This is a genomic window from Nonomuraea sp. NPDC050783 (assembly GCF_040802095.1).
Taxonomy (GTDB): domain Bacteria; phylum Actinomycetota; class Actinomycetes; order Streptosporangiales; family Streptosporangiaceae; genus Nonomuraea.
This window is the reverse complement of record NZ_JBFAHK010000024.1, coordinates 25,779-50,080: the sequence shown is the minus strand read 5'-3', so window position 1 is coordinate 50,080 and position 24,302 is coordinate 25,779. Positions and strand designations below refer to the sequence as shown.

Sequence of the window (24,302 nt, the reverse complement as noted above, 5' to 3'; positions counted from 1 at the left end):
ACCAAGAAGGGGTCATGAGCGTCCTCTTGGCGTGATCGGCCACGCGCGGACGATGCGGGCCGACCCCGACCTGGCGCCCAAAAGCCTTTGCCGCCGATCCCCGCCTTCCATCATGATCGAGTATGGCGATGACGCAAGATCTGCTCGCTTACTACGAGCAGGACAGAGAGCACGACCGCCTTCGAGAAGGGCGCGGCCGGTTGGAGTTCTGGCGGACACAAGACGTCCTGCGGCGGATGCTTCCGCCGGCGCCGGCTCGGGTGCTGGATGTGGGCGGCGGCACGGGCGTGCATGCCGAGTGGCTGGCCGCTGACGGGTACGACGTCGAGTTGCTGGACCCCGTCCCCCTTCACGTGGAGCGGGCGCGCGAGCTGACCGGGATAGCAGCACGGTTGGGCGACGCACGGCAACTGCCTGTGCCGGACGAGAGCGTGGACGTCGTTCTGCTCCTGGGCCCGCTCTACCACCTGACCCAGCGGGCCGACCGGGTCGGCGCTCTGGCGGAAGCCCGGCGTGCCGTACGGCCCGGCGGCCTGGTGGCGGCAGCGACCATCAGCCGCCACTCGGCCGTCCACGAGGGAGTACGCCAGGGGTTCTACCTCGACGAGGAGTTCCGCACAGCAGCCGACGGCGCCGCCGCGGGCGGGATCATGCGGTCGCCACGGTCAGGGTTCACCGCGTACATGCACGAGCCGGAGGAGATCCCGCCAGAGTTCGCCGACGCGGGATTTCCCGAGGTCAAGCACTACGGACTGCAGGGCGCCTTCTGGTTGTACGGGGATGTCGACGACTGGCTCGACGATCCGGAGCGCCGCACCCTCATGCTGGACGCACTGCGGTCGATGGAATCAGTGCCGTCGCTTCTTGGGGTCAGCGGGCACATACTCACCCTCGCCCATCGCGAACGATGACCATTCCTTCGCTTCGCCTGTCAGCTGCGGCCGAGCATTTCAGCGGTGAGGACGTTGCCCCCCAGACCCCAGCCGCCCTCCGCAACCTCCTCCACGAGGACCAGGGTGGTGGCCCTGGCTCGTTCTCCGTAGACGTTGGCGTAGGCGTCGGTGACGGCGTCGATGAGCTTCTTCTTGGATTCGGGGGTCAGGGTGTCGGCGGGCACCTTGAGGTTGGCGTACGGCATGGTGATTTCCTGTCGTTTTCCGGGATTCAGAGTGAGGCGGTGGGGGACAAGCGGTCGAGCCGGTCGGCCAAGCCGGCGCGGAGTTCGCCGTACGGCTCGTCCCGTTCGGCGGCTGATGGTTCGCCCGCGTTCTCGTCGGCGGCGACGGCGTGCCCGGCTCGGGCCAGGGCCACGGCCGTCAACCGGCCGAACCCGCTGGAGGCGCCGGTGACGACGATTACCTGGTGTCGCGCGGCGGTCATCAGATGATTCCGCCGTTCGCGCGGACGACCTGGCCGTTGACCCAGTGCCCGGCCGGGCTCGCCAGGAAGGCGACGACCCCGGCGATGTCGGCGGGGGTGCCGAGCCGCTCCAGCGGCGCCTGCTTGGCGAGCCGTTCGATCGTCGCCTCGTCCTTGTCCTCCAGGAACAGTTCGGTGGCGGTCGGGCCGGGCGCGACGGCGTTGACCGTGATGTCCCGTCCGCGCAGCTCGCGGGCGAGCACCAGGGTCATCGCCTCGACGGCGCCCTTGCTCGCGGCGTACGCCCCGTAGTTCGGGAACTGCAGGCCGACCACAGAGGTGGATAGGTTGATGATCGCGCCTCCGGCGCGCACGCGGCGCGCGGCCTGTCTGGCCATGACGAAGGCGCCGCGGATGTTGGTGCGGTGCAGGGCGTCCAGCTCGTCGAGGTCGAGGTCGGCGATCGGGGACAGCGCCAGCCGCCCCGCCGAGTTGACGACCACGTCGATCCCGCCGAAGGACTTCTCCGCCGCGTCGAACATCTCGGCGACGGCGGTCTCGTCGGCCACGTCGGCCTGGACCGGGATCGCCCGCCCGCCGGCCGTCGTGATCTCCTCGACCACCTGTGCCGCGGCGCGGGCCGACCCTTGGAAGCCCACCGCGACCGCGAAGCCCTGTGCCGCGAGCGCCACGGCGATCGCCTTGCCTATCCCGCGGGAGCCGCCGCTGACGACGGCCACACGTTGATCACTCATGGAAGACTCCTTGATCCTATCGCCGATACGGGTTAGCCATATCGGTGCTACGTCCGAACGATAGCACAGGTTCGTATCGTCGCTAGCATTTGGCGGTATCATTGATTTCATGGCAGAGACCGACCCGCTTCGCGCGGCGATGATCGAGGCCGCGGAGCGGCAACTGGCGTCGTCCTCCGACCATGAGGTCGCCACCCGCGCGATCTGCGAGGCGGTCGGCGTGAGCCAGCCCGTGCTCTACCGGTTGTTCGGTGACAAGCGGGGGCTGCTGGACGCCGTCGCCGACCACGGGTACGAGCGCTATGCCGCGCTCAAGGCCGCCCAGGAGCGGACCGACGACCCCGTCGCCGACCTGTACGCGGGCTGGGACGGCCACATGGCCTTCGCCCGGGCGAATCCCGCCCTCTACCAGCTGATGTTCACCCCGCGGCCGTGGTCGCGCTCGACGGCGCGAGATCGCGTGATGGACCTGCTGGTGGCGGCGCTCACGCGGTGCGCGGCGGCGGGCGCGCTGAAGGTCGAGCCGCACACCGCGGCCCGGCTCATCTTGTCGGCGAACGTCGGGACCGCTCTCGACCACATCGCCAGACCGGACCTGTTCGACGACCCCGCGCTGTCGCATCGCCTGCGGGACGCCGTGTTCTCGCACGTCCTGGAGGCATCCAGCGTTCCGGACGACGCCGATCCGCTGTACGCCGCCGCGCTGCGCCTGCACGCGCAACTCGATCTCGCCGGCGGCACCGAGGCCCTGGAGCCGGTTGAGATCGCCCTGCTGCGGCGGTGGCTCGAGCGCATCACGCAAACCGGCCGGCGATGACGGGCAGGCGCGTCGGCGGCTGGCTCCGGGGACTCGGCGAACACCGTCGGTATCCCGATGGCGGTACACGTACTGGACGTCGAGCGGGTCGCGGCAGCCTTGCGGTGGAGTGCGTGATCGTGCCTATGATCCCCAATGCCTGCCCTCACGCTTCCCCGCCAGCACGCCCGTACGGCCCGTTTCAAGCTCGGCGTCCCCAGGGACTTCACGATCTCCCCGGACGGAGCCCGGGTGGTCTTCCTGCGCTCCTCGGCCGGTGACGACCCGGTGAACCGGCTCTGGACGCTGACGGTGGCCACCGGGGAGGAGCGCCTGCTCGTGGACCCCGGCGCCGCGGCCGGCGCGGCGTTGCCGGAAGCCGAGCGCACGCGCAGGGAACGCACCCGCGAGCGCGCCGGCGGCATCGTCGCCTACGCCACCGACGCCGCCGTCACCAAAGCCGTCTACGCGGTGGAGGGCATGCTGCACACCGTCGATCTGCTGACGGGCGCGATCACCCCGCTCGGCGCGACCGGCTCCGACCCGCGCCTGGACCCGTCCGGGCGACACGTCGCGCACCTGTCCGGCGGCGCGCTGTACATCGACGGCGGTCCCGTGCTGACCCCCGACGGCCCCGAGGTGACCTGGGGGCTTCCCGAGCACGTGGCGGCCGAGTCCATGGCCAGGCACAGGGGCTACTGGAGGGCGCCCGACGGCACCCGCCTGCTGGTGGCCCGCGTGGACAACGCCCGCGTGGGCAAGTGGCACCTGTCCGAACCCGCCGATCCGGGCAGGCCGCCCAGAGCCATGCCCTACCCGGCCGCCGGCACCGACAACGCCGACGTGACGCTCTGGCTGACCACGCCGGCGGGGGAGCGTACCGAAGTGAGGTGGGACAGGGCGGCGTTCGAGTACGTCGCCGCGGTCTCGTGGACCTCCCAGGGTCTGCTGGTCCTGGTGCAGAGCCGCGACCAGCGCACCACCCGCGTCCTGGAGGCCGACCCCGGGACGGGCGCCACCAAGCTCCTGCGCGAGGACACCGACGACGCCTGGCTGGAGCTCGTGCCCGGCACACCGGCCAGGACCAGCGGCGGCGAGCTGGTCTGGACGGTGGACCGCGACGACACCCGCCGCCTGATCGTGGGCGACGACGTGGTCACGCCTCCGGGCCTGCAGGTGCTGCGGATCCTGGCGGTGGACGGCGACACCGTACTCGCGCAGTGCTGCGACGAACCGACCGAACGCCACCTGTACAGCTACTCCAGGGCCGGCGGGCTGGTCAGGATCACCTCGGAGCCCGGCGTGCACACCGGGACACGCGGTGGCGGGGTGACCCTGGTGGTGACCCGCACGCTGGAGGAGCACGGGGTTCGCGTCACGGTGACCGACGGGCGGGCCTCGGCGCGGATCGCCTCGCGCGGCGCGATCCCGGTCCTGCGCCCGACGGTGGAGCTGGTCTCGCTGGGCGAGCGCGAGCTGCGCGGCGCGATCATGTTCCCGGCCGGGCACGTGCCGGGCTCGCGGCGGTTGCCGGTGCTGCTCGACCCCTATGCCGGGCCGACGGGCGCCCGGGTCCTGCGGGGGCTGGACGACTTCGCGGTCTCGCAGTGGTTCGCCGACCAGGGCTTCGCCGTGCTGGTCGTGGACGGGCGCGGCACGCCGGGCCGGGGGCCGGCCTGGGAGCGGGCCATCCACCTCGACAAGCTGAGCGCGGCGCTGGAGGACCAGGCCGACGCGCTGCGCGCGGCCGCCGCCCGCTTCCCTGACCTGGATCTGGAACGGGTGGCGATCCGTGGCTGGTCGTACGGCGGTTACCTGGCGGCCGCGGCCGTGCTGCGCCACCCCCACGTCTTCCACGCCGCCGTCGCGGGCGCACCGGTCACCGACGCCCGCCTGTACGACACCCACTGGCAGGAACGCTACCTGGGCCACCCCGACCAGCACCCCGAAGCCTACGACCGCAGCTCGATCATCGCCGACGCCCCCGGCCTGCGCCGTCCGCTCATGCTCCTGCACGGGCTGGCCGACGACAACGTCTTCGCCGCCCACACGCTGCGGCTGTCCGCCGCCCTGCTGGCCGCGGGCCGCCCGCACAGCGTCCTGCCGCTGTCCGGCGTCTCGCACCTGGCCGCCCAGGAGGACGTCGCCGAGAACCTGCTGCTCCTGGAGCTGGACTTCCTGCGCCGCACCCTTCCCCCGCAGCCGCGCCGCTGAGAGGCAGGGGCTTCCCCTCTCCCGCTTCATCGAATATCGCCGATGGACGATGAACGAGGAGAGCGCGCCCCTGCCGCGCGCGGCGACCGAGGAGTACGCGAGCTGGTTCAAGGCCCTGGCCGACGCCACCCGCATCCAGATCGTGTCGCTGCTGGCCCTGCACCGGGCGCTCGGCTTCCGGGTGGTCGGCACGCGCGAGGGCGTCGGCTGCCAGCACGGCCGCTGGCGGGACGTGCTGATGATCGAGCGCCGCAGCGCCGTGACCGGCCTCTGGGCCGCCGGCGGTCATGCAGGCTGGTTGAACCACGGGTCGCGCTGGTTGACGAGGCACGTCATGAGCTTCTCCCAGTAGCGCGCGCCCGAGCCCTTCTTGATCGACGGCTTCATCTCGCACCGGTCCTGGATGAGGGCGATCCCCATGTCGAACTGAACGGCGGGGACGCCGCACCTGGCGAGTTTCGCCTTCGCGTTCTTCTCGTTGAACCTGCCCTCGCTGTTCACCATGCCGCCGAACTTCTGAAAGGCGGTCATCGCGGCCATCCCCGAACTGTTGTCCTCCTCCTGGTAGAGCTTGTTCAGGTCCTGGATGCAGGTAGCGAACTTCTTCATGTCGGGCCCACCGGCGGAGGCGGCCGGCACGGCATCGACCATTCCCCACAACAACCCGACCACCAGGATCGCGGCAACCCGCCGACGTCCGTCCCGGATCACAGACACGGAAACCCCGCCTTCCCTCCACGCTCCGGAGCGGCCGGCACGGGACGGCAGGCCGGCGACGGCTTCCCGGGCCGTGTCACGGGCGAGAACTTCCCGGAACCGCTCCATCTCTCCTTACTTTCTGTAGTGGGAGGATCACCAGAAGCGATGACTTTGTCAAGAGCGGGGACACCGGCCGCCGGCACGACAGCCACGGCCCGACCTCGCCGGGCGGCGCCCCGGCGGGGGAGGAGGTGCGGAGGGTGTCATCGGTCCGGTGTGAGCAGAGGTTTGACGTCCAGGATCGGGGTCGCGTCGAGGGCTTCGAGGTTCCGGACGTGGACGCGCGTCCCGTCGATGGCCAGGATGTGCACCTCGTGCAGGCCGATCGGGTTGGGCCGGTCGGGGCTCCGGGTGGCGAAGACGCCGGTGCGGGAGCGGGTGACGTCGCCGCGCGGGTGGACGGTGAGCGTGTCGCGGTCGGCGCGGTCCAGCCAGGTGAGCAGGAGTACGTCGGTGCCCACGGACAGCCCCCGCAGGGCGGGCCCGTACGGATCGTCGAAGACCAGCCAGGCGTCAGGGGCTCCCTCGTCGGCTTGCCGTGGCGCCGACGCCCGATCGGTCAGGGACGACTCGACACGCCCGATCACGCGCAGCGCGTATTCGTTCAAGGGCTCGCGTCCTTTCCTCGGTGTCAGTTGGCGAACTGTTGACCTCGCCGGGAAGCGGACGGGCGATCGGCCGGCGTGCCGCGACGCGGGTTGGTCACCGACTCTGCCACACGCACCAGATGCCGGCCTCGGTCGTTTTGTGACGTCCCCGACCGGTGGCGTACGTCACCTGGCCGTGCTGTCGCAGGGGCAGGTCACCGGCATCCCGGGGCCGTCAGGGCGGCGCGAACGACCCGCGCGGCGCGAACGCCGGGCTCTTCAGCGAGGACGGCCCGCTGCTCTGGTAGCGGTCAGGCGAGAGGAAGACCTGGTGGCGCCGAAGCCCTGTGGACCGCCTTCGACGCGCACGCCGATGGGCTTGACGTCCTGGTCAACACCGCGGGCATCCTCTGAGGTCGTCCAGCGAATCCCTGATCTGAAGGGAGATCCTTTTCTCGCCCCAGTGCTGGTGTCGTCGGCCGGTGCTCACCGGCTGCGTGCCGCGGTGACGACCACCGGCACGACGGCCAGCGCCAGGATGCCGCCGCCGAAGGCGAGCAGAGGGTAGCCCGCGACGGCGACGACGAGGCCCGAGGCCATGCCGCCGGCGGCGCCGGCGACGGAGACGAAGACGTCGGCCAGGCCCTGGACCCTGGCGCCGGTGGCCGGCGGGACGGCGTCGGTGATGATGGCGGTGCCGGTGACCAGGCCGAAGTTCCAGCCCAGCCCCAGCAGCGCGAGGGCCACCGCGAACGCGGCCACGGAGCCGTCGGGGGCGGCCGCGGCGACGGTTCCGGCCGCCAGGAGGGCCAGCCCGGAGGCGGCGGCGGTCGTGCGGCGGCCGTAGCGGTCGACGAGCCAGCCGGTCAGGGGCGAGGGCAGGTACATCGCGCCGATGTGGACGGCGATGACGAGGCCGGTGGCGGCGGTGCCGTGGCCGTGGTCGCGCATGTGGACGGGCGTCATCGTCATGATCGCGACCATGACCAGCTGAGTGAGCACCATGACCAGCGTCCCGGCGAGGACACCCGGGCGGCGTCCGCCTCCCGGCGAGGGCGGCCGGTCGCCGGCGGTGCCCGGCCGTACGCGCTCGTCCTCCCGTACGCGCTCGTCCTCCAGGGCGCGGGCCAGCAGCAGCGGGTCGGGACGCAGCCAGATCGCCAGGACCGCGGCGGCCATCGCGTAGGCGGCGCCGGCGAGGAGGAACGGCCCGGCCAGGCCGGGCATGCCCAGGGTGTGGGCCAGGTCGCCGACGGGGGCGGCGAGGTTGGGACCGACCACGCCGCCCAGGGTGGTGGCGACCAGCACGGTGGACACGGCGCGGGCCCGGCGCGCGGGGGCGGCCAGATCGGCGCCGGCGTAGCGGGCGAGCAGGTTGGTGGCCGTGCCGGCGCCGTAGACGAACAGCGCGAGGAGCAGCAGGAGCGGTTCGCCGGCGACGGTGGCGGCGATGACGCCCGCGCTGCCGACGGCACCGGCCAGGTACCCGGCGGCGAGGCCAGGGCGGCGGCCGCGGGCCTGGGACAGGCGCCCGATGGCGACGGCCGCCAGCGCGGAGCCGGCGGTGCCCACGGCGCTGGGCAGGCCGGCGAGGCCGGTGGAGCCGAACACGTCCTGCGCGAGCAGGGCGCCGACCGTCACGCCGGCCGCCAGCCCGACGCCGCTCAGGACCTGGGCGACCACCAGGACGACCAGGGAGCGGCGCTGCGCCAGAAGGCGCGGGAGGTCACCGGTCCGGGCAGGCACGTTGGTTCTCACGGGAGTGCTCTTTCTGCGGGGGCGGACGGGCCGGACGCCGCCGGGTGCGCGGTCAGCTCCGCCGGCCCAGGTCCAGGCGGTCGGCCATCCCGGCCTCGGTGAAGGCGGCCACCAGCTCGTCGCGGCCCTCGGTGAAGTGGGCCCAGCCGTCGTAGTGGACGGGAACCACCCGGCGGGCCCCGAGGATCCTGGCGGCCTCGACGGCCTGCGCGCTGTCGAGGACGATCAGTTCACCGCCGAAGAGGACGGCGAAGCGGGGTGCCCCGGCGAAGAGGACGGCGGTGTCCACCGGGCCGAATCGATCGGCGATCTGCCTGACCAGGTCGAGCGAGGCGTTGTCGCCGCTGACGTAGACCGTGGGCAGGCCCTCTCCGGTCAGGACGAATCCGACGACCTCGCCGGTGATCGGCTCGACCTCCTCGCGCGGGCCGGGCCCGTGGACGGCGGGCACGCCCGTGACGGTGATCGTGCCGCCGCCGGGGCGGTCCAGCTCGACCGGCTCCCAGTCGGCCAGCCCCATGGCCCCCTTCCCCAGGCGCCGCGCGCCCCCGGGCGTGGTGAGCGTGAGCGGGACGTCGGCCAGCAGCGCCCGGCCGGAGTTGTCGAGGTTGTCGGGGTGCTCGTCGTGGGAGAGCAGGACCACGTCGATACGGCCGAGGTCGGCCGGCACGGCGGAGGCGGGAGCCGTCTTGGTCAGCCGGCCGCCCGGTACGTGATAGTCGCCGGGGTCGTCGAAGGTCGGGTCGGTCAGGAATCGCAGGCCGCCGTACACGAACAGGGCGGTCGGGCCGCCGAGGACGCGGACGGGGATCTGCTCGGCGGTCGTGCTGACGTCGGACACAGGTACCTCACGGATAGGTAATGGGTTATCCGTGATGAATCTAGAGGTACCTCACGGATGAGCGCAAGCCGTACCATGAGGGCTATGAGGGAGAGCCTGACCGCCGAGTCCGTGCCGCCGCCCGCGCCAGGGGCGGCGGACCATCTCGCTCTCGACTTCGTCAACAGCGCCATCGCGTTGCCAGGTGGGCAGTTCATCGACCTCCTCGGCACCCCGGAGGCGACCAACCGGTGGCTCACCGAACGCGGCCTCGCTCCGGCCGACGCCGGGGTGCAGGAGATGTGCACCACGCAGCTGCGCTCCCTGCGCGAGCACGTCAGGGCGCTGTTCGCCGCCCGCGTCGCCGGGATACCCGCGCTGCCCGCGGCCCTGTCGGCCGTCAACGACGCGCTGACCAGGGCTCCGACGGCCGCCTTGCTGTACTGGGACGAGAAGAACGGCCCCTACCGCGCGGCGCCGTGCCCCGTCAACGAGATCCTCGACCACGCCCTCGCGACCCTCGCGGCCGATACGGCCGACCTGCTCACCAGCCCCGACGCCGAACGCCTCACCGCCTGCGGCTCCGCCCCCTGCAACCGCTACCTGCTGCGCCACGGCCGCCGCCACTGGTGCTCCACCCGTTGCGGCGACCGCGCCCGCGCCGCCCGCGCCTACGCCCGGCGCACCCGCCCGGAGCCCCGCTGACGGCACCACCCCCGGCGTCACGAACGCCGAGCCGGCCGCTTCGCGGTCTTCGTCGCCATCGCCGGCTCTCCGCATGAGCCATTGGCTGAATGGCGAACGGGGTCACACCGATGATCTCGGTGTGACCCCGTTCGGATGTGAACCTCGACCAGAGAACCGCGCTCTCTAGTCCCTGCTGAACCAGCCGAAGGGCCGGTTCAGCAGGGGCCCTTCGCCCAGGCGTACTTGATGTCGTACAGCATGCCGAGCAGGGTCACGCCCGGCCGAACGCACTGGTCGTACCCGTCCCGATCGAAGGTTCGCTCCACCCGGATGTTCACCCAGTCGGTGCCGGAGGTGCAATGGTTGTAGTAGGCGACGGCGCCTCGGGGGTCCCAGCCGCAGGCGAGCGTCCCGGGCTGGCCCGTGTTGTCAGTGGTGCCGGCGGACGCCGGGGCGGTGGTCAACGCCAGGGCGGCCAGCGTCCCGCCGATCGCCGTGAGAATTTTTGTACGCATGCTGCAGCGCCTCTTCATGTTGTTCCGGAATTTTCGTTCAAAACTAGCCACCGCGCATTGCCTCGCCCCAGAGTAATTCCTGCCAAACTGAAGAACGTTTCTGCCATGACCTCTCATCGGCGCAACAAGTGAACACAGAAGCGCGCAGAGGTTAAAAGCCGATGGGATGCCTTGTCCGGATGGGATGGGCCGAGGATCGGCGTTGGCGGCGATCGGGTACGTGGCCGCCGGCGTCCGGCGCCACGAACGCCGAGCCGGCGCAGTCCCCATCCCGCGGTGAGTGTCGCAGAGGGCGCGGTCCCGCTCTTAAATGTGTATCACATGAACTGTTCACCTATTACACTAATGTGGGCGTGGACGATCGGGGGAAAGGAAGCAGAACATGAGCGGTGCCGGACATCCGCCACACCACACAAGCCGTCACGCGTACGACGGGATACCACTCCACCTGCCCACCGGCTTCCTCACCGCCGTGCTGGACGGCACCGTCACCCCGGCCGGTCACCCCCTGATCGGCCGCCCGGTGAACGTGGTGCTGCTCCTGCCCGGCCCCACCGCCGGCACGGACCGGCCGGCGACGGTTCCGTCCGGCCGGCACGACTGCCACCGGCCGTGCACCGTCATCGCGGTCCCTGGCACCGGCGTGTTCTTCCTCGACGACGGCACCGGCCCCGCCCCGGGGCACCAGGACCGCCAAGCGGGCCGGGCCGACGACTCCGACGCCCACCGCGCCGAGTCGGGCATCCGCGAGGCCATGCGCTGGGCCCTGGACCATCTCGACCAGCCCATCTCCACCAAGGACCTCGCCGCCCGCGCGGTCATGAGCACGCGCAGCCTCACCCGCCACTTCAAGGCCGTCAACGGCGTCTCGCCCTACCAGTGGTTGTCCGCCGTGCGCCTGGAACGCGCCGCCGAGCTTCTCCGCTCCACCGACCTGCGGATCCAGCACATCGCGCACCTCGTGGGCTACAGCAACGACAGGGTGTTCCGCGCCCGGTTCATCCAACGGCACGGAGTCGCTCCTCTCGCCTACCGGCGGATGGCCGGGTTCACGGCCCCCTCGCAGGCCGGCCGGGAGTCCGGTCCCAGGACGAGCACGTTCTAGACCGGCACCGGGAGCCCTGCGCGGGGCACGGACAGGCCGCCCCCGGTCGATGACCGAGGGCGGCCTGTGGCTTGAGGACCGGCCGGCCGGCGGTCCTAGGAGGCGCGCAGCGGGAAGGTTCCCGGACCGACGTCACCGAGGGTGACGGTGTTGGCCTGGAGGTACTCGTCCAGGTAGGGAGAACGGTCGCCCTGGGTGGGGACGTCCAGTCTCGGGTCCAGCGTGCTCAGGCTCAGCCGCGCGCCGGAGACGGCGATGGCGTCGCCCGAGGGCTCGTCCAGCCAGTCGGACTCGTCGGCCTCGATGAGGGTGCCGATCTGGACGCCGAGCCGGTGCCCGCGCTCGAAGGTCCAGTCCGTGGACTTCAGGTCGAACGACAGCGTCCCGCTCCGCTCGATCAGCGCCACGTTCTCGTCGAACATCGTCGCCCTGCCGTCCGGCGCGAGGTCCCACAGGCGGACCATCACGTTGCCGGCCTTGCTCGCGGTGAGGCTGATCGACGGCGTGGCGGTGAGCCGCACCGCCTGGGACGCGGGCGTCGACCAGGTCCAGAGGCTGTTGTCGGCGGCCTGGCGGCCCTGGGCCGCGCGCTCGCCGGTCGCGCTGAGCGCCTTGAGCGGCGGGGCGTGCTCCATGTCCCAGCGGCCCGGCCGGGCGGCCTTGGTGCCGGCGGCGCCGCCGCCGTCGTCGACGTACCGGCCGGAGGAGAGCCGGGCGGTGTAGGCGGCCGTGGCCACCGGCCAGGTCTTCTGCCTGCGCCAGTGGCCGAGGTTGTCCTCGACGACGAACGGCGGGTCGATCACCGACGGAGCGGTGCCGAGCAGGTACTGGTCGTAGAACCGCATCACCTCGTCGAACCAGCCGGCGCGGCCCATCTGCAGCCGGCCCTCGGCGTCGGTGTCGTTGCCCCGCACGTGCGGCCACTGGCCGAGCCAGCCGCGCTCCACGCCCCGGTGGTTGGCGAGGTACTCGTCCATGTCCTCGGGCTTGGTGTTGGGCTCGATGAAGCCCTGGGTGACCAGCAGCGGCGTGCTGCTGCCCGCGGCCTGCGCGGCCAGGTTGCGGGCCTTCCAGTACTCAGAGTCCGGGTCGGGGTTGTTCGTGTTGGTGAGGTTGTCGCTCAGGCACTGCGGGTGGCTCTGCTCGTAGGCGGCGTTCGCCTTGTAGCGGTCGCTGTCGTCCGCCAGCGTGGGCATCGTCGCGATCTCGTTGTAGGCCTGCGGCGTGGCCGTCACGGTGAAGCGCGGCAGCCTGTTGCTGAACATGTAGTTGTACAGGTCCCAGACGGGCTCCTGCGCGACGACCGCCTTCAGGCCGGCCGGCCGGAGGTTGTTGCCGGCCAGGCCGGTCATGGCGTCATAGGACTTGCCGTACATGCCGACCTTGCCGGTCGACCACGGCTGGCCGGCCGCCCACTCGACGGCGGCCTTGACGTCGGCCTGCTCGCCCCGGCCGAGCCAGTCGAGGCAACCGGTGCTGCCGCCGAACCCGCGCAGGTCCACCATCACGTAGGTGTATCCGCGGGCCATCAGGCGCGCGCCGTCGACGAAGTCCTGGAAGCGCGCCGAGGGGCCGGTGCGCTCCCATCCCTCGGGTTCGGTCTGCCCCACGTGCGAGAAATACGGGCCGACCGAGACGATCACCGGGGTCTTCGCGCCGGCCGGCAGGTGCGCCGGGCGCAGCACGTCGGCGTGCAGCTCGACGCCGCTGCCGTCCGAGGACGGGAAGTACGCCTCCGTCCACGCCGCGCCCACGGGAACGCGGGGGTTCTCCTCATGGGTGACGGGCGCGGCCGAGGGCGTGACCGTTGCGGCCTGGGCTCCGCCCGCGGCGGAGATGGCGGCGGCCAGCAGTAAACCGACGGCTACCGAGCCGGCTCCGGTTCTTGACAAGCGCATGGACACTTCCTTGAAGTGTGGGAGCGGATTGACGGTGGATGCACGCGCGTGTGAGCCCGCCATGGCCCTGGCGCCGCAGCAGGCCGGGCGCTTCGCGGAGATTAATACGGTTCGCCGATATCGGTCCTGCTGAATCGCGCAGTCCATAAAGGGGCCCACATCGCGGTCCGAATATAGAGGAGATCTTGGTACGACCGAAGGCCGATTCCGGCCAAGAATAGCGCTCGCCCTGGCCGAATGCGCATGCTCCCGAACACGGGCGGTCGAAGTGTGGCAGGAATCCGGCGAAGAATGGCGAGAGTCGGAACTGCTGACATGACGTATATGTAGCGTCATTTCCGGCCGCCGCGCTCGCGCCGCCCTCACCGGGTCACGCGAGACCCGTCACGACGTGCGCCGGCTCGTGCGCCGTGGCACGCCGTACCGCGATCACGGTCGCGGGCACCACGAGCAGGCCGACGACGAGCAGCAGGCCGAGCAGGACGGCCAGGGACGCGGCGGTGAACAGGTCGCCGGCGAGCGCGATCGCCGTGGGGACGACGGCGCCAGCGGCGACGACCAGTCCCATGACGACGCCGACCGCCGCGGTGACCGCCATCTCGGTGAGGACCAGGCGGCGCACCTGCCCTCGCGTGGCTCCCGCGAGCCGCAGCATGGCGATCTCCCGCCGCCGCGACATGACGGAGATGCTCACCGTGTTGACCACGGCGATGGCGGCGTAGCCGATGACGAGCGCGACGAGCAGCGCGTTGATGAGCGCCTGGACGCCCCCGCCGCGCGTCACCACGGCGGCGATGCCGTCCCTGCCGCGCACGGTGGCGCCCGGACGGTCGGCGACGGCCCGCTCCAGGCGCTCCCGGAGCGCCGGGGCGGTCCGGGGCGCGTCATCGGCGGCGCGGACGACGACCTGCTCGACGGCGCGGCCGGTGGTGTGCGCCGCGAGCAGGTCGGCCGGCAGGAGCAGGCTCTCGTACCCGGGCACGTCGCGGAACACCGCCACCACGCCCAACTGGGCCGCCGTGCCGTCGCCCAGCCGCAACCGCAGCGGGTCGCCCACGCGCACGCCGAGCTGCCCGGCGGCGGTCGCGGGCAGGGCGACGGTGTGCCCGGTCAGGCGGGACAACGAGCCGGCCACCACCTGGCCGGCCAGAACCCCGCCCGCGCCCCGGGCCGTCATCCCGCGCACCGGCCAGGGGGCGTCGCGGTGGGAGCCGTCGTAGGGGCGTTCGATCCAGCCGCCACTCGTCACCAGGGCGCTCGCGGCGCTCACCCCGGGCAGCGCGGCCAGGGTGTCGATGAGCGCGGGATCGGCGCCGCCGGGAACGGTGACGGCGTAGTCCGCGCGGACGGCCGCGAGCGAGGCGCGCTCCTGGGAGGCGAGCTGGATCGTCTGGGCGCCGAGGTTGCCCCCGCCGATGCCCAGCACGAGCGCGACGCACGAGGCCACGGTCGCCAGCTGGACGGTGCGGGCGCGGACGTTGTCCACGCCGAGCGCGCCCATGCGCCCGCCGGCCAGCCTCGCGAGCGGGCGCAGCAGCCGAAGGCCGTGCCGCAGCGCGACCGGGGCCAGCAGGGCGGAGCAGATGCTCAGGGCCAGGGCCGCCGGGCCGCTGGTCGCCGAGACGACGGACGGGCTCATCAGGCACGTGACGACGGCGAGCGCCACGCCGCCGAGCAGGAAGACCACGCCCAGGACACGCCGGGGAAGCGCGACCTTGTAGGGCGGCACGTCCACGTCCCGCATCGCGTCCATGACGCGCGCCCTGCGTACGGGCCGGGCGGCCGACCACGCGGCGCAGCAGACGACGGACGACGTCAGGACCAGCGCGGCGCCGAACGGGACGAGCCCCAGCTCCAGCTCCAGCGCGCCGGGCACGGCGCCCGCGCCGACGATGACGCCGAAGACCAGATGGGACAGCGGCACCCCGGCGAGGAGGCCGAGGAGCGCTCCGCCCGCGCCGACGACGGCGGTCTCGGTGACGACCAGGCGCCGTGCCTGGCGGCCGGTCGCGCCCGCGGCCCGCAGCAGGGAGAGCTCCCTGGCCCGCTGCCTGACGGAAAGGCTGATGACCGCCGCCACGACGGTCGCCAGGACGACGAGCACCAGCCCGCCGAACACGGCTCCGATGACGATCATCGGGGTCCGTGCCGCGGAGATCGCGGGGTTCTCCGCGGCGCCGCGGCCGTCGCCGGCGAGCACGGTGACGCCCGGCAGCCGGGCCTGGATGCGGTCGCTCACCTCCTCGGGATCGGCACCCCCCGCGAGCAGGACGCCGACGGCGTCGACCAGCCGGTCCCCGGCCAGCGCCCGCGCCTTGTCCTCGGCGAGGAAGACCGCGCCCGGCGAGGACGCGTCGCCCACGACCGCCGTGACCCGGTAGTCCGCGACGTCGCCCTGGACGGCGAGCCGCACGCTCGCGCCCGGCCGCAGGCCGAGCGCGCGGGCGAAGGCCGGGGTGACGGCGATCTCGTCGGGGGCCCGCGGCGGCGCTCCCTGCGCCAGGGCGAACGGGCCCAGCGCGGCCGAGAGCTGGTTCTGCGCCTGCACCGTGGTGACCGGCCCCGGCGCGCGCCCGGCGGTCGCGGAGAAGAACCGCACCGGCACCGCGGCCGCCACGTCCTGGATCGCCGCCACCTGGCCGGGGACGGCGGCCTCGATCCGGTGCCGCTCGGGGTAGGGCCGGTAGTCCGTCGAGGGGCTGCCGTCGGAGCCGAGCATGCGGTAGTCGGCGTCCCCGATGAGGACGAGCGGCGCGCCGCCGAGCCGTTCGGGCGGCGCGGTGAGCCGGATCCCGGTCTCGAAGAGGGAGCCGGACAGGACGATGAGCGCCGATCCGAGCAGGGCGGCGACGAACACGGCGACGAACGCGGTGCCCCGCTGGCGGATGCCGCTCAGGGCCAGCTTCAGCATCAGACCCTCACCGGCCTGGCGGAGGACAGGTTCGCCAGCCGCCGGGCGACGGCCTCCGGGGCGGGGCGGTCGATCCGGTCCGTGACGCGCCCGTCCACGAGGAAGATCGCGGTGTCGGCGTAGGAGGCGGCGACGGGGTCGTGCGTGGTCATCATGACGGTCTGGCCGCTCTCGCGCGCGGACTGCCGCAGCAGGTCGAGGACGAGCGCGGCGGTGCCGCTGTCGAGCGCCCCGGTGGGCTCGTCGGCGAAGAGCACCTCGGCCGCGCTCGCGATGGCGCGCGCGATCGCGACCCGCTGCTGCTGGCCGCCCGAGAGCCGGCCGGGCAGGTGCGACCGCCGGGAGGCGAGCCCGACCCGCTCGATGGCGTGGTCGAGGCGCGCCCGGTCGGGGGCGCGGCCGGCGAGGATCATCGGGAGTGCCACGTTCTGGGTGACGGTGAGGGTGGGGATGAGGTTGTAGGACTGGAAGACGAACGCCACGTGCTCGCGCCGCAGCTCGGTGAGCTGGTCCTCGGACATGCCGGCGAGGGGCCGGCCGGCCAGGGTGACGGTGCCGGAGGTGGGCGCGTCCAGGCCGGCCGCGCAGTGCATCAGGGTGCTCTTGCCGGACCCGGAGGGCCCCATCATGGCGGTGAAGGACCCGGCCGGGAGCTGGAGCGATATCCCGTCGAGCGCGCGGACCTCACCCTCCCCGCTCCCGTAGACCTTCGTCACCGCGTCCAGCGCCACGGGAGTTCGGTGGCTCGTGCCGTGTGGCACCTGTCCGGCCACGCTCATGTCCTGCTCCCTTTCCCCGATCGTCCACGCCAGGATTAGTGTATCGCATGCACAGTTCATAGAATGCACATTTAGGGGCCGGAACGGGGCCGCTGGCCGGGCGGGCCCGGGAGGGCGCGGATACCATGTGGCGATGACGAGATCCCGCCTCGACGCCTCCGGCGCGGCCGCCGCCCGCCTCCCCCGTGGCCTGCGCCGTGCCTGGGCTCTCGACACCAGCGCGCCGAAACGCGGCCCCAAGGCGTCGTTGTCCATCGCCAGGATCCTCGACGAGGCGGTCTCCGTGGCCGACGCCGAAGGGCTGCCGGGCGTGACGCTCACCCGGCTCGCCGAGGGCTTCGGCGTCAGCACCAACGCGCTGTATCGCTACTTCGACTCGCGGGAAGAGCTCGACCTGCTGCTGCACGACCACGCGCTCGGCACCCCGCAGGCCCCCGCGCGGGAACGCGGCTCCTGGCAGGACTCCGTACGGGCCTGGGCGCACGCCCTGCGCGCGCGCTACGTGGCCCACCCCTGGCTCTTCGACCTGCGCATCCGGGTGCCGCTGACGCCCCACTCGCTCGCCTGGCTGGAGATGCTCCTGACCGCCCTGGAGCACAGCGGCCTCGACGACGTCCAGGTCCTGCGCGCCGCGGCCCTTCTCGACGGCTACGTACGGTGGAACTCCGCCGCCGCCCGCGACGTCGCCGAGCACCGGGCCTCCGCGGTCGACGGGACGGCCGTCCTCGGCGTCATCGGGCCCCTGCTGGCCGAACGCGGGATGCCCAGGATCGCCGCCCTGTTCGACCAGGGCCTCTACCGCGACGCCCAGGGGGACGACGACGCCGACTTCGACTACGGCCTGAGCTGCATCATCTCGGGCCTGTCCCAGGGCGCGGATCAGCGGTGACCGGCGCCGCCGCCGGCCTCACCTGCTGGGCTGGGGCTCGGCGATCAGCGTTCCCAGGAGCGCGAGCGCGGTGGCGGCCCGCGCGTCGGCCGGGTTCCACACGATCAGCGCCTGGTCGGGGTCGCCGGTGGGGCGGAGCGTCTCGAACCGCAGGCGCAGCTCGCCGACCGCCTGGTGACGCATGACGAGCTCGCCGCCGCGCTTGTCGCGCACCTCACCGGACGCCCAGCGCCGGCGGAACTCCTCGCCGGACGCGGACAGCTCGTCGATCAGCGCGGTCATCGCCGGGTCGTGGGGGTGGCGCGACATGTCCAGGCGCAGGTAGGCCACCACGTCGTCGGCCTTGCGGGACCAGGTCACGTACCTGCCGGGCGCCTCGGGGTCGAGGAACACCAGCCGCGCCATGTTCCGCCGGGCCGGCGGGAGCGTGGCGAAGTCGGCGAACAGCGCGGCCGCCAGTGGGTTCCAGGCCAGCACGTCGGTGCGGCGGCCCACGACGTACGCGGGCCGCTCGTGCAGCGCGGCGAGCAGGTCCGCCACGCCGGCGAGCACCCGTTGCGGCCTGGGGCCCGCCGCGCGTACGGGACGCGCCAGCCGGTGGAGGTAGGCGTGCTCGTCGGGCGTCAGGCGCAGCGCGCGGGCCACGGCGTCCAGCACCGAGTCGGAGACCTGCCGCGCCCGCCCCTGCTCCAGGTGGACGTAGTAGTCCACGCTGACCCCGGCGAGCTGCGCGACCTCCTCGCGCCGCAGGCCCGGGACGCGGCGGCGCCGGCCGTCGTCGCGTAACCCGGCGTCGGCGGGACTGAGGCGGGCTCGCCGCTCGCGGAGGAAGGCGCGCAACTCGGCACGGTGATCCATGCCCTCCATCATGACCGAGACCGGCGCCCGTGCGGAGGGCGCTGGGTGGTGCCACCGGAACCAGGTTGAGCAGTCCACTGCCTAGCCCCCGCCGCCGTACCGCATCGTGGCCGCATGACCGTACAAGAGAGTGCGACGACAGAGCTGGTGCCCTTCGGGCGCACCGGCATGAGGATCAGCAGGGTCGGGTTCGGGGCGTGGGCGGCCGGTGGCGACGGGTGGCGCTACACCTGGGGCCGGCAGTCCGACGCCGACTCGATCGCGACCATCCACCGCGCCGTGGAGGCGGGGGTGAACTGGATCGACACCGCGCCCGCGTACGGCGTCGGGCACTCGGAGGAAGTGGTCGGCCGCGCGGTCGCCGCCCTGCCCGAGGCCGATCGCCCGTACGTCTTCACCAAATGCGGGCTGGTCTGGGAGGAAGGTGACCGTTCCGGGCCACCGCGCAAGCTGATGCGGCCCGACAGCGTGCGCCGGGAGGTCGAGGGCTCGCTGCGCCGCCTCGGCGTGGAGGCGATCGACCTGCTGCAGGTGCACTGGCCGGGTGACGGCCAGTTGCTCGACTTCGGCGCCGGTCCTGAGGACCCGCAGGCGCCGGCGACCCCCGTCGCCGAGTACTGGGCCACGATGGCGGCGCTGCGCCAGGAGGGAAAGGTACGTTTCATCGGCCTGTCCAACCACGACGTCGCCCAGCTGGAGGAGGCGGAGGCCGTCGCGCACGTGGACGTCCTGCAGCCGCCGTTCTCGGCGATCCACCGCGGCGCGGCCCCCGAGATCGCCTGGTGCGCCGCGCACGGCACGGGCGTGATCGTCTGGTCGCCCATGCAGTCCGGCCTGCTGACCGGCGGTTTCAGCGCCGAGCGGATGGCCACGCTGGCGGCCGACGACTGGCGGCGCGGCCACCCCGACTTCACCGACCATCTGCCCGCCAACCTCGCGCTCGCCGAGGCGCTGCGGCCGGTCGCCGCCCGGCACGGCGTAAGCGTCGCCGCCGTGGCGGTGGCCTGGACGCTGGCCTGGCCGGGCGTGACCGGCGCGATCGTCGGCGCCCGTACCCCGGGGCAGGTGGACGGATGGATCGGCGCCGGCTCCCTCACCCTGACCGACGGCGACCTGGACGAGATCGCCGCCGCCATCACCCGCACCGGCGCCGGCGAGGGCCCCGCCCGGCCGCCGCGCGCCTGACCCGCCCGGCATCCGCACGACGAGGAGAACAAGGAACCATGTACCACATCGCCGTCTACTTCGACGTCCCGGCCGAGCGGCAGCGGGAGTTCATCGAGGCCGCGCTCGCCGACGGCCGCGACTCCGGCCGCAACGAGCCGGGCACGAAGCGGTTCGAGCTGATCAGGGACGAGGCCGACCCCGGCCGCTTCTACCTGAACGAGGCCTACGCCGACCAGGAGGCGTTCGCCGCGCACGCCGCCGGGCCGTACTTCAAGCAGTTCTTCGACATCGTCGGCGACTTCGCCGACGGGCCGCACTGGCTGATCAGGGGGGAGCGCGTCCCCGACCCTGAGCAGCCGCGGCCCGCCGCGCCCCTGACGGTCGTGGTCCGCTTCCGCGCCAAGCCGGGCCGGCGCGACCAGGTGCTCAAGGACCTCGTCGCCATGATCGAACCGTCCCTGGCGGAGCCGGGCTGCCTGGCCTACCAGCCCTACGTCGATCCCGTGGACCCGGACCGGATCGTCCTGCTGGAGCGCTGGACCGGCCAGGCGGCTCTGGATCACCACTTCACCACGCCCCACTTCACCGCCGTCGCGGCCGAGCTGCGGGAGAACCTGGCCGAGCCCTTCCAGCTCGAACACCTGACCCCGGCGGACCGGTGACCCTGCGCGGGGGCCGGGGCCTCCCCACCCCGGCCCCGGCCCTCGCGTACGGGCCCGCCGGCTCGGTCGTCCGCGCCGGCGCGGCGGGAGCGGTTTTAGTAGGGAGCCTGGAAGACCATCGTCCCGAAATCGCTCGCACTCGCCGACGTCGCCCCCAGCGCGCCGGCCCCCACAAGCGCCGAGAGCGTCAGCATGAACATCGCGAAACCACGCTTTATCATCATTACTCCAATCTCTGTCGCTTCGATGCGCCAATGTACGCGACGCATATCGCGGGATGAATGTGTCTCGCCACTTTGGCGGAAATGAGGCGCTTTCTGGGCGTGCCGGTGCCGCCTCCATGACGGGCGGCATCGGCCGTATCGAGATGAATCACGAAAGAGCTCCCTATGGTTCGGCACCATTCGGCGCTCGGCTCGGTGGCCCGCGCCCCGCCGGGGCGGTCCTCGCGAGGAACCGGAGAACGAGCTCGTTGTAGCGGTCCGGCTTCTCCGCGGGCACGAGGTGTCCCGCGCCCTCGACGAAGGCGGCCTCGGATCCTGCCGGCAGGGCCGCGCGGATGGCGGTCAGGGTCACCTCGTCCACGACGATGCTCCTGTCGTGCGTGCCGTGGAGGTACAAGGTCGGCCGGCCCGGCCAGAGCCCTCCGCGTCCCTTCGAAGTCCTCGGCGGCGTCGTATCCGGGCCCCGTCCATCTTTCCTGCAGAGCCTGTCGCAGCCATGCCATGCCGTCGGCGGCCACGATCTCCTCCGCCATGCGCATCTGGAAGAACCAGAAGTGGTACAGGCTCTCCGTCCCCTTGAACGTGCGGAGGTAGCCGGCGAAGAACGCGAGCGGCGGGACATCGCTGACCACGACCCGCGACCACCGCTCAGGCGCCGTGCCGACGGCCGCCCAGGCCGTGACCCCACCCCAGTCGTGACCCACGAGAACGGCGTCGTGGCCGCCGCCCAAGGCCGCGTGCAGGGCGTTGACGTCCCCGACGAGGTCGCGTAAGGCCATGCTGCCGTCGGCCGGGAGATCAGAGGGGCGAACCCTCTCATGTTGGGTGCGACGGCTCGGTAGCCCGCTCGGGCGAGAGCCGGGATCAGGTGGCGGTAGGTGACGTCCCCGGATTCGGGGAACCCGTGACGTAGGAGAGTTGTATGCCGTTGGCCGTTACGCGCCCGCTCCGCACGTGGTCTCCCTGGGTGATGAGGCCGGTGGATGTCGATCGCGGGCCGCTCCGGGCCCTTCGCTCCTGCCGGCCGCCGTCCGGGGCCGCCGCCCTTTCCTTCGTCCGCCGCTCAGTCAGCGAGCGTTACATATCCCGGTTGTCCGGGGTGTGGGTGATCCGGACGCTGTCATCGGTCGACGCCGAAGCCACGCCGGCGGTCGCCGCCGCGAATCCGCCGAAAGCCATGACCATCGCCACGGCCGCCATTGCACGCTTCATCATTCTTCTCCCATCTCCGTAATCAACACCGAGCATGGTCGCACCGGCGGCGCGGAGGGCGGGAGGCGCGGACCGGCCAGCGGGCACATTTTTCCCGCCAATTGAGCCGGGCCTTTTTCCTGCGGAAGAGCGCTGAGGGAGACGAGCACGCGTGCGTTCATAGCCGTATTCGGTGTGGATCGCGTAACTTTCTCCGCATGAATCACCATTTCGCCCACCGGGAAAAGGCACTGCTGCGCCCGGCACGCGACAGTGACATGAGTGCGGTCGCCGAGATCTGGCACCAGGGGTGGCGCGACGGCCATCTGGGACACGTGCCCGACGCGCTGGCCGCCGCCCGTACGGAGGAGTCGTTCCGCCTGCGCGCGGCCCGGCGCGTGGACGACACCGTGGTCGCCGAGGCCGGGGGCGAGATCGCGGGGTTCGTGATGGTCTCGGGCGACGAGGTCGAGCAGGTCTACGTGGCCGCCCCGCACCGCGGCAGCGGCATGGCGGCCGACCTGCTCGCCGAGGCGGCGCGCGTGGTCGCGGCCGGCGGGCACGAGCGCGCGTGGCTCGCGGTGGCCACCGGCAACGCCCGCGCGCGCCGCTTCTACGAGCGCAACGGGTGGACGGACGAGGGCGCGTTCGAGTATCCGGCGGCCGACGACCCCGGCCCGCCGATCCCCGTCCCCTGCCACCGGTACGTCAAGGAGCTGGGCTGAGATCGGGTGGAACACGGCCAGGGACCGTGTGATGGCGGCAAAACGCCCCCCGGTTGGCGCGTTCACTAGTGGTCGGGCCGCTCCTCGGCTGCCACCCTGAGGGGCGAAACGCGCGGAGGGGCGAAACGCGCCGCGGCCGTCGCGACCGGGCGCGGCGGCCTGCCGAGGCGCCGCCCGATGCCGCTCACCGACGGCTGACGCCCATGCCATGACTTTCCTTGCGATGGCGTGCTTCAGAACGGGAGAACGTTGAAACGACTCATGCTGGCCGGGCTCGCTGCCCTGGCAATCTCAGGTCTCACCACGCCCACCGCGCCGGCCCAGGCGACCGGGAGGGGCGGAGCACCGTCCTCGGCGGTCGACTGGGCGGAATGCGGCACGACGTTCAAGGGTGAGTGCGCGACGATCGAACTGCCGGTCGACTGGTCGAACCCCGCCGGGCCGACGTTCGGCCTGAGAATCGGCAGGCTCAAGGCGCTTGATCCGGCCCGGCGGATCGGGGTGCTCTTCGCCCACCCGGGCGGTCCGTGGGGCTCCGGGATCAGCCAGTACATCACCGGCCGGGTCAACATCCGGGACGACAGCGAGCTGCGCCGGTACTTCGACATCGTGAGCCTGGACCCGCGCGGCTCCGGCGGCAGCCACCCGGTGCTGTGCAGCGAGGACCTGGTGAACCAGACCCCCGCCACCTATCCGGCGAACGAGACCGAGTACCGGACCTGGCTCACGTTCAACAAGACCCTGTCGGAGGACTGCCGCAGGAACACCGGCCCGCTCTTCGACCATGTCGACAGCGCCAGCGCGACGCGTGACGTGGACGCGGTCCGCGCGGCTCTCGGCGAGAAGAAGATCAGCTTCCTCGGAATCTCGTACGGCACGTTGATCGGCCAGCAGTACGCCGAGATGTTCCCGCAGAACCTGCGCGCCATGGTGATCGACTCCAATGTCGATCACGGCATCACCTCGGCGTATGAGTGGCTCAGGACCGAGACGGAGGAGTTCGAAGGAGCGCTCGCCGAGTTCGGCAGGTGGTGCGGGGACACCCCAAGCTGCGCGTTGCACAAGCTCGACGTCGCCGCCGTGTGGGACGACCTGCTCGGCAAGGCCGTCGCGGGCAAGCTGGTCGACCCGGACACGGGCGCGCCCGTCACCTCCGAGGCGCTCAGGAGCGAGCTCTTCGGCCCCATGTCCAACCCGGCGGCCTACTGGTTCGACCTCGCCACCCGGCTGAGAGCCTTACGGGACGGCGATCCCTCCTCCCGCGCCGCCCGGGCACGAGCGGGGGGAGCCACGGTCGAATGGGTCTACCCGGCGGTGTTCTGCTCGGACTACACGTGGAGCGTCAGCGGCTTCGCCGAGCTGGACCGCTACCGCCGGCAGCTCGAAGCCGCCGCACCGCACACCCGGCTCGCCCCGATCTGGTACGACGTACTGACCTGCCAGAACTGGCAGGGCGGCAAGTCCAATCCCCAGCGCCCGCTCACCATCACGGGCACGCCGCCGATCCTGGTCGTCACGGCCGCCAACGACGTCCTCACGCCGGCGGTCTGGAACCGCACCGTGGCCGGGCAGATCCCCGGCTCCGCGCTGCTGCGGTACGACGGCGCCGGCCACGGCCAGATCCGCAACAGCGCCTGCGCCCG

Annotated in this window: 24 protein-coding genes and 2 pseudogenes; 11 read left to right on the top strand and 15 right to left on the bottom strand. The window is 72.3% G+C overall.

All coding sequences use genetic code 11. The features are described 5' to 3' along the window. Window positions 1-122 precede the first annotated feature (122 nt). Window positions 123-911, top strand: a complete 789-nt coding sequence (locus tag AB0H75_RS41465) for a methyltransferase domain-containing protein (RefSeq protein WP_367805820.1) — start codon at window positions 123-125, stop codon at window positions 909-911. Between the two features lie 20 nt (window positions 912-931). Here the strand turns inward: AB0H75_RS41465 and AB0H75_RS41460 are convergent, their stop codons facing one another. From AB0H75_RS41460 to AB0H75_RS41450, 3 genes are read right to left on the bottom strand one after another with little or no spacing between them, the layout of a single operon-like run. Next, on the bottom strand, window positions 932-1,138 hold the full coding sequence (locus AB0H75_RS41460) for a tautomerase family protein (RefSeq protein ID WP_367805818.1): 207 nt from the start codon (window positions 1,136-1,138) through the stop codon (window positions 932-934). Between the two features lie 26 nt (window positions 1,139-1,164). Further along, entirely contained in the window at window positions 1,165-1,380 is a 216-nt protein-coding gene (locus tag AB0H75_RS41455) for a hypothetical protein (RefSeq protein ID WP_367805816.1), read from the bottom strand. After that, window positions 1,380-2,114, bottom strand: coding sequence for an SDR family oxidoreductase (locus AB0H75_RS41450; protein ID WP_367805814.1), 735 nt, complete (start codon window positions 2,112-2,114; stop codon window positions 1,380-1,382). Before AB0H75_RS41450 ends, AB0H75_RS41455 begins: the two co-directional genes overlap by 1 nt. A 109-nt stretch (window positions 2,115-2,223) precedes the next feature. Between AB0H75_RS41450 and AB0H75_RS41445 the strand changes: the two genes are divergently transcribed. The 3 genes from AB0H75_RS41445 to AB0H75_RS41435 all read left to right on the top strand — a co-directional run bounded on the left by AB0H75_RS41445 (window position 2,224) and on the right by AB0H75_RS41435 (window position 5,476). Further along, window positions 2,224-2,931 carry a TetR/AcrR family transcriptional regulator gene (locus AB0H75_RS41445; RefSeq protein ID WP_367805812.1) on the top strand — a complete coding sequence of 236 codons (708 nt, stop codon included), beginning with the start codon at window positions 2,224-2,226 and terminating at the stop codon, window positions 2,929-2,931. Window positions 2,932-3,066: 135 nt separating this feature from the next. Further along, window positions 3,067-5,124 carry a prolyl oligopeptidase family serine peptidase gene (locus AB0H75_RS41440; protein WP_367805810.1) on the top strand — a complete coding sequence of 686 codons (2,058 nt, stop codon included), beginning with the start codon at window positions 3,067-3,069 and terminating at the stop codon, window positions 5,122-5,124. A 49-nt stretch (window positions 5,125-5,173) separates the two neighbouring features. Then, on the top strand, window positions 5,174-5,476 hold the full coding sequence (locus AB0H75_RS41435; RefSeq protein ID WP_367805808.1) for a hypothetical protein: 303 nt from the start codon (window positions 5,174-5,176) through the stop codon (window positions 5,474-5,476). Here the strand turns inward: AB0H75_RS41435 and AB0H75_RS41430 are convergent. The 4 genes from AB0H75_RS41430 to AB0H75_RS41415 all read right to left on the bottom strand — a co-directional run bounded on the left by AB0H75_RS41430 (window position 5,410) and on the right by AB0H75_RS41415 (window position 9,069). Next, a complete protein-coding gene (locus AB0H75_RS41430; protein ID WP_367805806.1) occupies window positions 5,410-5,949 on the bottom strand; it encodes a hypothetical protein in 540 nt (179 codons plus the stop codon). The two genes, AB0H75_RS41435 and AB0H75_RS41430, sit on opposite strands and share 67 nt — an antisense overlap. Before the next feature lie 137 nt (window positions 5,950-6,086). After that, entirely contained in the window at window positions 6,087-6,491 is a 405-nt protein-coding gene (gene tsaA / locus AB0H75_RS41425) for a tRNA (N6-threonylcarbamoyladenosine(37)-N6)-methyltransferase TrmO (RefSeq protein ID WP_367805804.1), read from the bottom strand. Between the two features lie 465 nt (window positions 6,492-6,956). Beyond that, window positions 6,957-8,228, bottom strand: coding sequence for an MFS transporter (locus AB0H75_RS41420; RefSeq protein WP_367805802.1), 1,272 nt, complete (start codon window positions 8,226-8,228; stop codon window positions 6,957-6,959). Between the two features lie 52 nt (window positions 8,229-8,280). Next, complete coding sequence (locus AB0H75_RS41415; RefSeq protein ID WP_367805800.1) at window positions 8,281-9,069, bottom strand: MBL fold metallo-hydrolase; 789 nt, start codon at window positions 9,067-9,069, stop codon at window positions 8,281-8,283. Between the two features lie 84 nt (window positions 9,070-9,153). Between AB0H75_RS41415 and AB0H75_RS41410 the strand changes: the two genes are divergently transcribed. Continuing rightward, the gene (locus tag AB0H75_RS41410; protein WP_367805798.1) at window positions 9,154-9,753 is read left to right on the top strand and encodes an ABATE domain-containing protein; all 600 of its coding nucleotides are present in this window, start codon (window positions 9,154-9,156) and stop codon (window positions 9,751-9,753) included. Between the two features lie 197 nt (window positions 9,754-9,950). Here the strand turns inward: AB0H75_RS41410 and AB0H75_RS41405 are convergent, their stop codons facing one another. Continuing rightward, window positions 9,951-10,250, bottom strand: coding sequence for a DUF6355 family natural product biosynthesis protein (locus AB0H75_RS41405; protein WP_367805796.1), 300 nt, complete (start codon window positions 10,248-10,250; stop codon window positions 9,951-9,953). A gap of 382 nt (window positions 10,251-10,632) precedes the next feature. Between AB0H75_RS41405 and AB0H75_RS41400 the strand changes: the two genes are divergently transcribed. Next, entirely contained in the window at window positions 10,633-11,355 is a 723-nt protein-coding gene (locus tag AB0H75_RS41400; protein ID WP_367805794.1) for a helix-turn-helix domain-containing protein, read from the top strand. Between the two features lie 95 nt (window positions 11,356-11,450). Here AB0H75_RS41400 and AB0H75_RS41395 read toward each other — a convergent pair whose 3' ends face one another. The 3 genes from AB0H75_RS41395 to AB0H75_RS41385 form a co-directional block, all read right to left on the bottom strand. Further along, entirely contained in the window at window positions 11,451-13,253 is a 1,803-nt protein-coding gene (locus tag AB0H75_RS41395) for a CocE/NonD family hydrolase (RefSeq protein ID WP_367805792.1), read from the bottom strand. Between the two features lie 370 nt (window positions 13,254-13,623). Next, window positions 13,624-16,164, bottom strand: coding sequence for an ABC transporter permease (locus AB0H75_RS41390; RefSeq protein ID WP_367805790.1), 2,541 nt, complete (start codon window positions 16,162-16,164; stop codon window positions 13,624-13,626). Further along, window positions 16,164-16,943 (bottom strand): ABC transporter ATP-binding protein, encoded by a 780-nt coding sequence (locus tag AB0H75_RS41385; RefSeq protein WP_367805788.1) that lies wholly within the window; start codon window positions 16,941-16,943, stop codon window positions 16,164-16,166. Before AB0H75_RS41385 ends, AB0H75_RS41390 begins: the two co-directional genes overlap by 1 nt. A gap of 133 nt (window positions 16,944-17,076) precedes the next feature. Here AB0H75_RS41385 and AB0H75_RS41380 point away from each other — a divergent pair, with 133 nt between their 5' ends. Beyond that, entirely contained in the window at window positions 17,077-17,832 is a 756-nt protein-coding gene (locus AB0H75_RS41380; protein ID WP_367805786.1) for a TetR/AcrR family transcriptional regulator, read from the top strand. An 18-nt stretch (window positions 17,833-17,850) separates the two neighbouring features. Here the strand turns inward: AB0H75_RS41380 and AB0H75_RS41375 are convergent, their stop codons facing one another. Beyond that, window positions 17,851-18,690, bottom strand: coding sequence for a helix-turn-helix domain-containing protein (locus AB0H75_RS41375; RefSeq protein WP_367805784.1), 840 nt, complete (start codon window positions 18,688-18,690; stop codon window positions 17,851-17,853). Window positions 18,691-18,804: 114 nt separating this feature from the next. On the opposite strand from AB0H75_RS41375, the gene AB0H75_RS41370 reads away from it, so the two are divergent. Together AB0H75_RS41370 and AB0H75_RS41365 are read left to right on the top strand one after the other, a co-directional pair. Further along, window positions 18,805-19,875 carry an aldo/keto reductase gene (locus AB0H75_RS41370; RefSeq protein WP_367805782.1) on the top strand — a complete coding sequence of 357 codons (1,071 nt, stop codon included), beginning with the start codon at window positions 18,805-18,807 and terminating at the stop codon, window positions 19,873-19,875. Between the two features lie 38 nt (window positions 19,876-19,913). After that, window positions 19,914-20,519, top strand: a complete 606-nt coding sequence (locus AB0H75_RS41365) for a putative quinol monooxygenase (RefSeq protein ID WP_367805780.1) — start codon at window positions 19,914-19,916, stop codon at window positions 20,517-20,519. Window positions 20,520-20,906: 387 nt separating this feature from the next. On the opposite strand, the gene AB0H75_RS41360 is transcribed toward AB0H75_RS41365, so the two are convergent. The 3 genes and pseudogenes from AB0H75_RS41360 to AB0H75_RS41350 all read right to left on the bottom strand — a co-directional run bounded on the left by AB0H75_RS41360 (window position 20,907) and on the right by AB0H75_RS41350 (window position 21,958). Further along, a complete protein-coding gene (locus AB0H75_RS41360) occupies window positions 20,907-21,104 on the bottom strand; it encodes an alpha/beta fold hydrolase (protein WP_367805982.1) in 198 nt (65 codons plus the stop codon). A 307-nt stretch (window positions 21,105-21,411) separates the two neighbouring features. Further along, window positions 21,412-21,522 (bottom strand): annotated as a pseudogene (locus AB0H75_RS41355) (alpha/beta hydrolase); the annotation flags it as partial. Between the two features lie 298 nt (window positions 21,523-21,820). Continuing rightward, complete coding sequence (locus AB0H75_RS41350) at window positions 21,821-21,958, bottom strand: hypothetical protein (RefSeq protein ID WP_367805778.1); 138 nt, start codon at window positions 21,956-21,958, stop codon at window positions 21,821-21,823. Window positions 21,959-22,152: 194 nt separating this feature from the next. Between AB0H75_RS41350 and AB0H75_RS41345 the strand changes: the two genes are divergently transcribed. Further along, window positions 22,153-22,659, top strand: a complete 507-nt coding sequence (locus AB0H75_RS41345; RefSeq protein WP_367805776.1) for an N-acetyltransferase family protein — start codon at window positions 22,153-22,155, stop codon at window positions 22,657-22,659. 261 nt (window positions 22,660-22,920) lie between these two features. Then, window positions 22,921-24,300, top strand: a pseudogene (locus AB0H75_RS41340) (alpha/beta fold hydrolase); the annotation flags it as partial. Window positions 24,301-24,302 lie beyond the last annotated feature (2 nt).

Excerpts from the sequence above, each read along its gene's own strand:
- AB0H75_RS41400 (WP_367805794.1), top strand. The coding sequence starts at position 10,633 with ATGAGCGGTGCCGGACATCCGCCACACCACACAAGCCGTCACGCGTAC.
- AB0H75_RS41430 (WP_367805806.1), bottom strand. The coding sequence starts at position 5,949 with ATGGAGCGGTTCCGGGAAGTTCTCGCCCGTGACACGGCCCGGGAAGCC.
- AB0H75_RS41435 (WP_367805808.1), top strand. The coding sequence starts at position 5,174 with ATGAACGAGGAGAGCGCGCCCCTGCCGCGCGCGGCGACCGAGGAGTAC.
- AB0H75_RS41450 (WP_367805814.1), bottom strand. The coding sequence starts at position 2,114 with ATGAGTGATCAACGTGTGGCCGTCGTCAGCGGCGGCTCCCGCGGGATA.
- AB0H75_RS41405 (WP_367805796.1), bottom strand. The coding sequence starts at position 10,250 with ATGCGTACAAAAATTCTCACGGCGATCGGCGGGACGCTGGCCGCCCTG.
- AB0H75_RS41440 (WP_367805810.1), top strand. The coding sequence starts at position 3,067 with ATGCCTGCCCTCACGCTTCCCCGCCAGCACGCCCGTACGGCCCGTTTC.
- AB0H75_RS41455 (WP_367805816.1), bottom strand. The coding sequence starts at position 1,380 with ATGACCGCCGCGCGACACCAGGTAATCGTCGTCACCGGCGCCTCCAGC.
- AB0H75_RS41375 (WP_367805784.1), bottom strand. The coding sequence starts at position 18,690 with ATGGATCACCGTGCCGAGTTGCGCGCCTTCCTCCGCGAGCGGCGAGCC.
- AB0H75_RS41460 (WP_367805818.1), bottom strand. The coding sequence starts at position 1,138 with ATGCCGTACGCCAACCTCAAGGTGCCCGCCGACACCCTGACCCCCGAA.
- AB0H75_RS41350 (WP_367805778.1), bottom strand. The coding sequence starts at position 21,958 with ATGATGAAGCGTGCAATGGCGGCCGTGGCGATGGTCATGGCTTTCGGC.
- AB0H75_RS41390 (WP_367805790.1), bottom strand. The coding sequence starts at position 16,164 with ATGCTGAAGCTGGCCCTGAGCGGCATCCGCCAGCGGGGCACCGCGTTC.
- AB0H75_RS41465 (WP_367805820.1), top strand. The coding sequence starts at position 123 with ATGGCGATGACGCAAGATCTGCTCGCTTACTACGAGCAGGACAGAGAG.
- AB0H75_RS41345 (WP_367805776.1), top strand. The coding sequence starts at position 22,153 with ATGAATCACCATTTCGCCCACCGGGAAAAGGCACTGCTGCGCCCGGCA.
- AB0H75_RS41365 (WP_367805780.1), top strand. The coding sequence starts at position 19,914 with ATGTACCACATCGCCGTCTACTTCGACGTCCCGGCCGAGCGGCAGCGG.
- AB0H75_RS41445 (WP_367805812.1), top strand. The coding sequence starts at position 2,224 with ATGGCAGAGACCGACCCGCTTCGCGCGGCGATGATCGAGGCCGCGGAG.
- AB0H75_RS41395 (WP_367805792.1), bottom strand. The coding sequence starts at position 13,253 with ATGCGCTTGTCAAGAACCGGAGCCGGCTCGGTAGCCGTCGGTTTACTG.
- AB0H75_RS41380 (WP_367805786.1), top strand. The coding sequence starts at position 17,077 with ATGACGAGATCCCGCCTCGACGCCTCCGGCGCGGCCGCCGCCCGCCTC.
- AB0H75_RS41410 (WP_367805798.1), top strand. The coding sequence starts at position 9,154 with ATGAGGGAGAGCCTGACCGCCGAGTCCGTGCCGCCGCCCGCGCCAGGG.
- AB0H75_RS41370 (WP_367805782.1), top strand. The coding sequence starts at position 18,805 with ATGACCGTACAAGAGAGTGCGACGACAGAGCTGGTGCCCTTCGGGCGC.
- AB0H75_RS41385 (WP_367805788.1), bottom strand. The coding sequence starts at position 16,943 with ATGAGCGTGGCCGGACAGGTGCCACACGGCACGAGCCACCGAACTCCC.